8 protein-coding genes are annotated in these 9,500 nt (G+C 74.0%); 4 read left to right on the top strand and 4 right to left on the bottom strand.

The window, feature by feature from the left end:
- Positions 1–8 precede the first annotated feature (8 nt).
- The 4 genes from ACZ6EJ_RS07940 (at position 9) to ACZ6EJ_RS07925 (ending at position 5,865) form a co-directional block, all read left to right on the top strand.
- Positions 9–1,436: an MFS transporter gene (locus ACZ6EJ_RS07940; RefSeq protein ID WP_469265288.1), complete on the top strand. Its 1,428-nt coding sequence runs from the start codon at positions 9–11 to the stop codon at positions 1,434–1,436.
- A gap of 504 nt (positions 1,437–1,940) precedes the next feature.
- A complete protein-coding gene (locus ACZ6EJ_RS07935; RefSeq protein WP_469265281.1) occupies positions 1,941–3,725 on the top strand; it encodes a DEAD/DEAH box helicase in 1,785 nt (594 codons plus the stop codon).
- A gap of 540 nt (positions 3,726–4,265) precedes the next feature.
- On the top strand, positions 4,266–4,910 hold the full coding sequence (locus ACZ6EJ_RS07930) for an IclR family transcriptional regulator (protein WP_469265280.1): 645 nt from the start codon (positions 4,266–4,268) through the stop codon (positions 4,908–4,910).
- A 166-nt stretch (positions 4,911–5,076) separates the two neighbouring features.
- Positions 5,077–5,865, top strand: a complete 789-nt coding sequence (locus tag ACZ6EJ_RS07925) for a S16 family serine protease (RefSeq protein WP_469265279.1) — start codon at positions 5,077–5,079, stop codon at positions 5,863–5,865.
- Here ACZ6EJ_RS07925 and ACZ6EJ_RS07920 read toward each other — a convergent pair.
- The 4 genes from ACZ6EJ_RS07920 to ACZ6EJ_RS07905 form a co-directional block, all read right to left on the bottom strand.
- The gene (locus ACZ6EJ_RS07920) at positions 5,816–7,264 is read right to left on the bottom strand and encodes an MFS transporter (RefSeq protein ID WP_469265278.1); all 1,449 of its coding nucleotides are present in this window, start codon (positions 7,262–7,264) and stop codon (positions 5,816–5,818) included. The genes ACZ6EJ_RS07925 and ACZ6EJ_RS07920 overlap by 50 nt on opposite strands.
- A gap of 24 nt (positions 7,265–7,288) precedes the next feature.
- The gene (locus ACZ6EJ_RS07915) at positions 7,289–7,489 is read right to left on the bottom strand and encodes a hypothetical protein (RefSeq protein WP_469265277.1); all 201 of its coding nucleotides are present in this window, start codon (positions 7,487–7,489) and stop codon (positions 7,289–7,291) included.
- Positions 7,490–7,867: 378 nt separating this feature from the next.
- Complete coding sequence (locus ACZ6EJ_RS07910; protein WP_469265276.1) at positions 7,868–8,482, bottom strand: ArsR/SmtB family transcription factor; 615 nt, start codon at positions 8,480–8,482, stop codon at positions 7,868–7,870.
- Positions 8,483–8,571: 89 nt separating this feature from the next.
- The gene (locus ACZ6EJ_RS07905; protein WP_469265287.1) at positions 8,572–9,462 is read right to left on the bottom strand and encodes a glycine betaine ABC transporter substrate-binding protein; all 891 of its coding nucleotides are present in this window, start codon (positions 9,460–9,462) and stop codon (positions 8,572–8,574) included.
- Positions 9,463–9,500: the final 38 nt, after the last annotated feature.

Here is a 9,500-nt window from a genome sequence, read left to right as displayed (position 1 = left end):
CCGCGCCGCTGACCGGGCCGAAGGCCCCTCCGGTCGCCGCCGTCGTCGAGGGGGTGCTCGGGCGCACCTACCGGGCGCTCAGCATCGGCATCGTCTCCGTCGTGTTCCTCATCGCGTTCGAGGCGACGGCGGTCGGCACGGCCATGCCGGTGGCCGCCCGTGAGCTGAACGGCATCCCCCTGTACGCGTTCGCCTTCTCCGCGTACTTCACCACCAGCCTCTTCGCCATGGTGCTCTCCGGCCAGTGGGCCGACCGGCGTGGCCCCCTCCAGCCGCTCGCCACCGGGATCACCGCCTTCGGCGCCGGCCTGCTGCTCTCCGGAGCGGCCTCCAGCATGTGGGTCTTCGTCGCGGGCCGGGCGGTCCAGGGGCTCGGCGGCGGGCTGGTGATCGTCGCGCTGTACGTGGTCATCGGGCGCGCCTACCCCGAGCGCATCCGCCCCGCGATCCTGGCGGCGTTCGCGGCGAGCTGGGTCATCCCCTCCGTCGTCGGGCCGCTCGCCGCCGGAACGGTGACCGAGCACCTGGGCTGGCGGTGGGTCTTCGTGGGCATCCCGGTCCTCATCGTCGTCCCGCTGGCACTGGCCCTCCCGGCGATCCGGCGCATGGCCTCCGGGCCCGCCGACCCGGCCGCCGCCTCCGAGCCCTACGACCGCCGCCGCATCCGGCTCGCCCTCGGGATCTCGGCGGGGGCGGGGCTGCTCCAGTACGCCGGGCAGGAGCTGAACTGGTTCGCCCTCCTGCCGGCCGCGCTCGGCGTCGCCCTGCTGGTGCCGGCCGTCCGCGGACTGCTGCCCGTGGGGACCGTGCGGGCGGCGCGCGGGCTGCCCGCGGTGATCCTGCTGCGCGGGGTCTCCGCCGGGTCGTTCATCGCCGCCGAGTCCTTCGTACCGCTGATGCTCGTCACCCAGCGCGGGCTCTCCCCGACGATGGCCGGGCTTTCGCTGGCCGCGGGCGGGGCGACCTGGGCGCTCGGTTCGTACGTGCAGTCCCGGCCGCGGATGGAGCCGCACCGCCAGCGGCTCATGGTCGCCGGCATGGTGCTGGTCGCCGCCTCGATCGCGGCCGCGCCCTCCGTGCTGATCGCGGCCGTGCCCGTCTGGATCGTCGCCGTCGCCTGGGGCTTCGGCTGCCTCGGCATGGGCATGGTGATCGCCTCCACCAGCGTGCTGCTGCTGAAGCTGTCGGCCCCCGAGGAGGCGGGCTCGAACTCCGCCGCCCTCCAGATCTCCGACGGGCTCTCCAACGTGCTGCTCCTGGCCGCGGGCGGCGCCGCCTTCGCCGCGCTCGGGGGAGGCGCGGTGGGCGCGGTCGCGCACGGGGCGGCGGGGGCCGGAGCCGCGGGCTCGCATCCGGGCGCCTTCGCCGCCGTGTTCCTGCCGATGGCGGGCGTGGCCCTCGCGGGAGCCTGGGTGGCCACACGCGTACGGGAGTGACGGCCGCCGCCGCCCCGGCGGGTCCGCGGGTCCAGGGCGTCGGGCCGTACGGGCACGCCGGGCAAGCCGCCCCGGACCGCACTGCTCCGGACCGCGGTCCAGGGCGCCGAGCCGTACGGGCCGACGTGCATCGCCGCTCCGGACCGCACTGCTCCGGACCGCGGGTCCAGGGGCCGAGCCGTACGGGCCGCCATGCATCACCATTCCGGACCGCGGCGCCCCGGACCCGTAGCGCCCCGGACCCGTAGCCCCTGGTGACGCGCCCGTACGGCCCCCGTGCACCACCGCTCCGGGGCGCGCCGGCACGGTGGCGCGTGCCGGTGCGGCTCGCGTGGCGCGTGACTGTGAGTACGGTCTCGTCGGAGGGTACGGCGGCTCGTCCGTACGGGTTCTCCGGCGGGCCCCCGGTAGGGTGGCCCGGTTGTCGTATCGCGGGCCGCGTCGCACGGGCCCGGTCCGGTGCGGACAGCGCCCCACGTACCCGAGAGCCCCGAACCGGAGACCGTGACTACTACCACCGCCTCCCACCACCTCTCACCCGCCTTTCCCGGCCGCGCCCCCTGGGGCACCGCCGGGAAGCTGCGCGCCTGGCAGCAGGGGGCCATGGAGAGGTACATCCAGGAGCAGCCGCGCGACTTCCTCGCCGTGGCGACGCCGGGCGCCGGCAAGACCACGTTCGCGCTGACGCTCGCCTCGTGGCTGCTGCACCACCACGTCGTCCAGCAGATCACCGTCGTCGCTCCGACCGAGCACCTCAAGAAGCAGTGGGCGGAGGCGGCGGCCCGCATAGGCATCAAGCTGGACCCCGACTACAGCGCCGGTCCGCTGAGCAAGGAGTACCACGGGGTCGCCGTCACCTACGCGGGCGTCGGCGTCCGCCCGATGCTGCACCGCAACCGCTGCGAGCAGCGCAAGACGCTCGTGATCCTGGACGAGATCCACCACGCCGGCGACTCCAAGTCCTGGGGCGAGGCGTGCCAGGAGGCGTTCGACCCGGCGACCCGGCGGCTCGCGCTGACCGGCACGCCGTTCCGGTCGGACACCAACCCGATCCCCTTCGTCGCGTACGAGGAGGGGGCCGACGGCATCCGCCGGTCCTCGGCCGACTACACCTACGGGTACGGGAACGCGCTGGCCGACGGCGTCGTGCGCCCCGTGATCTTCCTCAGCTACAGCGGCAACATGCGCTGGCGCACCAAGGCGGGGGACGAGATCGCCGCCCGGCTCGGCGAGCCGATGACCAAGGACGCCATCGGGCAGGCCTGGCGTACGGCGCTGTCGCCCACCGGCGAGTGGATCCCCAACGTCCTCGCCGCCGCCGACAAGCGGCTCACCGAGGTCCGCAAGGGCATTCCGGACGCGGGCGGGCTGGTCATCGCGACCGACCAGGAGTCGGCCCGCGCGTACGCCAAGATCCTCAAGAAGGTCACCGGGGAGACGCCGACCGTCGTCCTCTCCGACGAGAAGGCCGCGTCGAAGAAGATCGACCAGTTCAGCGCGGACGAGTCGCGCTGGATGGTCGCCGTCCGCATGGTGTCCGAGGGCGTCGACGTGCCGCGCCTGGCCGTCGGGGTGTACGCGACGACCATCTCGACGCCCCTCTTCTTCGCCCAGGCCGTCGGGCGCTTCGTGCGCTCCCGGCGGCGCGGCGAGACCGCCTCCGTCTTCGTGCCGACCATCCCGATGCTCCTCGACTTCGCCAACGAGATGGAGGTCGAGCGGGACCACGTCCTCGACAAGCCGAAGAAGGGGAGCGACGAGGAGAACCCGTTCTCCGAGGAGGACAAGCTCCTCGCCGACGCGGAGAGGCTGGAGGACGAGGAGACCGAGGAGCAGCTCCCCTTCGAGGCGCTGGAGTCCGACGCGGTCTTCGACCGGGTGCTGTACGACGGCGCCGAGTTCGGTATGCAGGCCCACCCCGGCAGCGAGGAGGAGCAGGACTACCTGGGGATTCCGGGACTCCTCGAACCCGACCAGGTGCAGTTGCTCCTCCAGAAGCGGCAGAGCCGGCAGATCGCCCACAGCCGCCAGAAGCCGGCGGGGGAGGCCGACCTCCTGGAGAAGCCCGCCGACGCCCGGCCCGTGGTCACCCACAAGCAGCTCCTGAGTCTGCGCAAGCAGCTCAACACGATGGTCTCCGCCTACACCCACCAGAGCGGCAAACCGCACGGCGTCATCCACACCGAGCTGCGCCGGGTGTGCGGCGGCCCGCCGAGCGCCGAGGCGACCGCCGGGCAGATCCAGCAGCGCATCGCCAAGGTCCAGGAGTGGGCCACGCGCATGACGTGACGCCGGCCGGCGTGCCGGGGTGCGCCGTCGGCCCGTCGGCCCGTCGGCCCGGTCATGGTCCGTCGGCCCGTCTCATCAGTCTGTCTGTCTCGTCGGCCCGTCTGTCTCGTCGGCCCGTGCGGGAGGTCATCCTCCGCACGGGCCGACGACGGTTCCGCGGCCCCCTCCCGGAAAAATTCTTCCGGACGATCACTCACGTTCCGTTAACGTTGGTTCACCTCTGCGTGTACGCGACCGCCTCGGCGTCGTGACACGTTAACGCGCGTAGATGTTCGCTGAGCGAACGTCTCCGCGCTGACCGGCCCTTATGCCCCGGCCCCGGTCGGGCCGGTCGGACGGGGACCGGATTCTGGACGAGGACTTCCGCTGAGCGGAGCCGCTCGCTACTGTCCCCGCCATATGCACGCCCCGTGGCACCGCCGCCGCGGAGCGCAGCCGGTGCCTTGCCAGACCGGTGGCCTCTCCGTGCGTCGCCGCTGGGACCGGCGTCGCCACCCCCGGAGCGGGCCGCCGTCGCTCACCCGAAGAGGAGAGGGCGTCGTGACCGCGGAGACCTCCCAGACGCTCGACCGAGGACTGCGCGTCCTCAAACTGCTCGCCGACACCGATCACGGACTGACCGTCACCGAGCTGTCCAACAGGCTCGGCGTCAACCGGACCGTCGTCTACCGCCTGCTCGCCACCCTGGAGCAGCACGCCCTGGTCCGCCGCGACCTGGGCGGCCGCGCCCGCGTCGGCCTCGGGGTGCTGCGGCTCGGCCGACAGGTCCACCCGCTCGTCCGGGAGGCCGCGCTGCCCGCGCTGCGCTCGCTGGCCGAGGACATAGGGGCCACCGCCCACCTCACCCTCGTCGACGGCAGCGACGCCCTCGCGGTCGCCGTCGTCGAACCCACCTGGACCGATTACCACGTGGCCTACCGGGCCGGTTTCCGGCATCCGCTGGACCGGGGCGCGGCGGGCCGGGCCATCCTGTCCGCCCGGCAGGCCACGGACGCCGACCACCCCGGCTACACCCTCACCCACGGCGAACTGGAAGCCGGGGCGAGCGGGGCGGCCGCGCCCCTGGTCGGGGTCTCGGGCGTGGAGGGCAGCGTCGGCGTGGTCATGCTCGCCGACGCCGTGCCGGAACGGGTCGGGCCGCGCGTGCTCGACGCCGCCCGCGAAGTGGCCGACGCCCTGCGGTAGCCGCCCCGCCCCCGTCCGCCCGATCACGGGAGGGGGCGGGGGCGGGGTCGGCGTACGGAGAGCACCCGCGTACGCCGGGCGACGGGCGGGTTCCCGCTGGTGCGCGGTGGGGGCGGGGCGTACGCCTCGGACGTTCGCGTCGGGGCGCGCCGGTTAGATTGGGTGCGTGCTCACTCGCCTCTCGCGCCCCCGCGCGCTCGCGCTCTGCGCGCTGCCCCTCCTCGCCCTGTTCGGCACGGTGGCCCTCGCGCCGCTCCCGTTCACCCTGGCGCGGCCGGGGGACACCGTGGACGTGCTCGGCCGGGACGGCGGCCGACCGGTGATCACCATCACCGGCGCGGACACCCGGCCCACCGAGGGGCAGTTGCGGATGACGACGATCCTCGCCACCGGGCCGAAGACGGAGGTCCGCGTCGGCGAGGTGGTCGAAAGCTGGTTCCGCACGGACCGGGCCGTCATGCCTCGGGACTCCGTGTACCCGACCGGCGGCTCCGAGAAGGAGATCGAGCGGCACAACCTCGACGACATGAAGCAGTCGCAGAACGTCGCCGTCGACGCGGCCCTCGGCCACCTGGGCCGCGAGCAGGGGCGGATGCGCGTCGCGGTCGACCTCGGGCACGTCGGCGGACCGAGCGCCGGGCTCCTGCTCTCCCTCGGCATCATCGACAAGCTCGACGGCGACGGGTCCGGCGGCGATCTGACGGGCGGCCGCACCATCGCCGGTACGGGGACGATCAGCGCGGACGGCGCGGTGGGCGCGGTCGGCGGGGTCTCGATGAAGACCCAGGCGGCCCACCGCGACGGGGCGACCGTCTTCCTCGTCCCGAAGGCCGAGTGCGGCGAGGCCGAGGCCGAACGGCCCGACGGGCTCCGGATCGTGCCCGTCTCCACGCTGAAGGACGCGGTCAACTCGCTCCGGGCCCTGGACGCGGGCGGGAAGGTCCCGAGCTGCTGATCCCGGTCGGCGGCGGGGGCGGCGACCCCGCGGACGTCTTCCGCGCGGCCGGTGACCGTACGGGCGCCTCCCGCGCGGCCGGCGGCCGTACGGCGGACGCCGTGGCGTCCAGCGTCCCCGCCCCGCCCCGATCCGGTGCGGCGTCCCCGGCCGCCGGTGCGGCGCCCTCGGCTTCCGGCGCGCCGTCCATCGTCCGCCAGGACGGGAACACGAGGGGGCTGAGCGTGGCCGCCAGGTACACCCCGCCCATCGCCGGCAGCGCCCCCGTCGCGCCCGCGCCCTCCACCAGCAGCCCGGCCGCCAGGCCGCCGACGGGCATCGCGAACTCGCAACCGGCGGTCAGCACCCCCGAGACCCGGCTGCGCAGCCGGTCCGGTACGCGCTCGTAGAGGACCGTCGTCAGGATCGGGTTCAGCACGCCGCCCGCCACGCCGCCGAGCAGCATGGTCACCGCGAGCGGAAGCGTCGTCCCGGTCACCGCGGCGACCAGGAACCGGGGCGCGCCGCACAGCAGTACGCACACCGTGAACACCGCCCGCCGCGAGAAGCGGTGGCCCACCGCCCCGTACAGCAGGGCTCCCGTCAGGCCGCCCGCCCCGAACAGCGCGGTCAGCAGCCCGACCTGGGCCGCGCCGCCCAGCTCCGCGTCGGCGTGCACCGGGAGCAGGACCGCGTTCCAGCCCTGGTCGGCGCCGTTCATGAACATCACCATGACCACGACGGCGAGGAGCAGCCGGTCGCCCAGCACGTGGTCGTAGCCCTCCCGCAGGTCCGCGCGGTAGCGGCGCAGGGAGACCGGTTCCTCGGGCCGGCGGGGTTCGGCCGCGGGCACGCCCCGCACCCCGGCGGCGACGAGCACGGCGGAGAGCACGAACGTCGCCGCGTCCAGGAGCAGGACGCTCTCCGCGCCGAGCAGGGCGATGAGGACGCCGGCCAGGGCCGCGCCCACCATGCGGGCGCCGCGCGAGACGGCGTCGAAGAGGCCGGCCGCGCGGGGGAGCGTGGTGCCCGCGTGCCGGGCCAGGTCCGGCACGAGGACGTGGCGCGCGGTGTTGCCCGGCGTGTGGGCGAAGCCGTTGAGGGCCATCAGCGCGCACAGCATCCAGAAGTCGAGGGCGCCGGCGAGGTGCAGTAGGGGGACCGCGGCGACGGCCAGGGCGCACACGGCGTCGGAGGCGACGGCGACCCGGCGGCGGCCGATCCGGTCGATCACCGGCCCGCCGACCAGTGCGGCGACGACGATCGGCAGGGTGGCGCAGAACGCGACGACGCCGGCCCGGCCCGCGCTGCCGGTGGTCTCCAGGACGAACCAGGGGACGCCGATCAGCGTGAGCGATGTCCCGGCCGTGGACAGGGAGTCGGCCGTGAGCGTGGCGGCCAGCGGGGTGCGGCGCCCCATGGTCGTACCTCCCTCGATCGGTCGTTACGCGGTGCGGAAGGTGGCGGGAGCGGCCGGGAGCGTAACGGTCGACGTCCGGCTCCGGACGAGCCGGAGGCCGACCTCGACCAGGGTCCAGCCGACGCGGGCGCGCAAGTCGTCGGCCGGGGGTCGGAAGGCCCCCGCCTCGCGCTGGAGCCGGGTCGCGCGGTCGGCGTGCAGGAGGTGGTGGATGTCGGCGTGCATCAGTCGGATTCCCTTCGGTGCGGCGGAGTGCGGGCGAACGGTCACACGCGCGGGGGTGCGCGCGGGCGGTCCTCACGCGGCGGAGTGCGCGTGGGAGGTCTCACGCGGCGGGGTGCACGCGGGCGGCGCTCACGAGGCGGAGAGCGCTGGCGGTTCTCACAAGGCGGCCGTGAGCAGGCGGTTCTTATGGGGGTGGGTGTGGGCGGTCTGTTCTCTCGCGGCGGGGCGTGAGCAGGCGGCGCTCACGCGGCGGGATGCGCGGGCGGTCACGCGGCGGAGTGCGCGCGAGCGGTCACGCGGCGAGGTGCGGGCGAACGGTCACACGCGACGGAGTGCGCGCGGGCGGTTCTCACGCGGCGGGGCGCGCGCGGGCGGTTCTCACGCGGCGGGGCGCGGGAAGAGGTGCAGGTGGGTCTGGACGACCGCGGAGCCCTCGGTGTCCTCCGGGACGCGGCCCCGGTAGCTCTCCACGAGGTCGTGCACCTTCTCGTACAGCTCCTGCGTGAGCTGCGGGGTGAGGCGGATCTTGAAGTCGCTCATGTCCCAGTGCCGCTGCCACTCCTGGGGCCACTGGTCCATCGTGCCGAGCCAGGTGTTCAGCTCCTGGGCGTGGGTGGTGGCGACCTCGTGGAGGACGAAGCCCATGGCGCCGCGCACCTCGGGGTCGGCGTGGGTCAGGAAGTCGGCGGACTCGAAGATCGCGCCCTCGTGCAGGGCGCGCCACCACCGCTCCCGCCCCTTGCCCAACTCCGGTGCGTCCTCGACGAGTCCGGCGTCGGCCAGTCGGCGCAGGTGGTAGCTGGTGGCTCCGCTGGACTCGCCGAGCCGGTCGCCGAGCTTGGAGGCGGTGGCGGGGCCGAACTCGCGCAGCGTGTTCAGCAGCCGGATGCGCAGGGGGTGCGCGATGGCCCGCAGGGCGCGGGCGTCGACGCTGTGGAGGGTGCGGCCGGTGCCGTCGGAGCGGTCCGGGCGGGCGGCTTCGTCTTCTGCCATGCCTCGACAGTAGGGATGCAAAGAAACCTTTGCAAGGGGTTCTTTGCAACTCTTCCTTCGCGGCCGGCTCCCGGCGGAAGCCGGCCGCCTCACCCCTCCTTGATGAACCCCTCCGCCACCAGCCACTCCTTGGCGACCTCGTGCGGGTCCTCGCCGTCCACGTCCACCCTCGCGTTCAGCGTCCGCGCCACCTCGGTCGTCAACTTCCGGGCCAGCGGCGCCAGCAACTCCGCGATCTGGGGGTACTTCTCGAACGTCGCCCCGTGGATGACCGGGGAGGCGTTGTAGTTCGGGAAGAACCGCCGGTCGTCCTCCAGCACCTCCAGGTCCATCGCCTCGATGCGGCCGTCGGTGGTGAAGACCTCGCCCAGCAGGCAGGAGCGGGAGCCGGAGACCTGGGTGTAGATGATCCCGGCGTCCATCTTGCGGATGTTGGCGGCCGGGATACGCATCCCGTACCTCTTCTCCATGCCGGGCAGCCCGTCGTCGCGGGAGGCGAACTCGTTCTCCACGCAGACCGTCACCGCGTCCGGGTCCTTCTTCGCCAGGGCGGCCAGGTCCGAGAGGGTCTTGAGGTGGTAACGGGCGTTGTTCTCCTTGCTGACGGCCAGGGCGTACGTGTTGTCGAGCGGGGCGGGCGGCAGCCAGACCACCCCGTTGCCGCGGTCCTCGTCGCGGACCGCCTCGTACTGCTTGCGCGGGTCGGCGATGGGGTCCGCGTGGCCCAGGAACGTGATCCAGCCGGTGCCGGTGTAGTCCCACTGCGCGTCGGCGTCGCCGTTGATGATGGCCTCGCGCGCGCTGATCGAGCCCGGCAGGTTCGTCCGGTCCAGCACCTCGGCCCCGGCCGCCTTGAACACCAGGCCGGTCATCTGGCCCAGGACGATGTTCTCGCTGAAGTTCTTCGACGTCACGGTCAGCGTCGCGCCCTTGAGCGGCTCGCCCCGCCCGACCGAGCCCGGCGACACGTCGTCCACCATCGGCGAACCGCTCTTCAGCCCGCAGCCGGACAGCGCCA

This window comes from Streptomyces sp. NPDC041970 (assembly GCF_055588985.1).
Note: the sequence above shows the minus strand (reverse complement) of the source record. Positions and strands in the feature narration are given on the sequence as shown.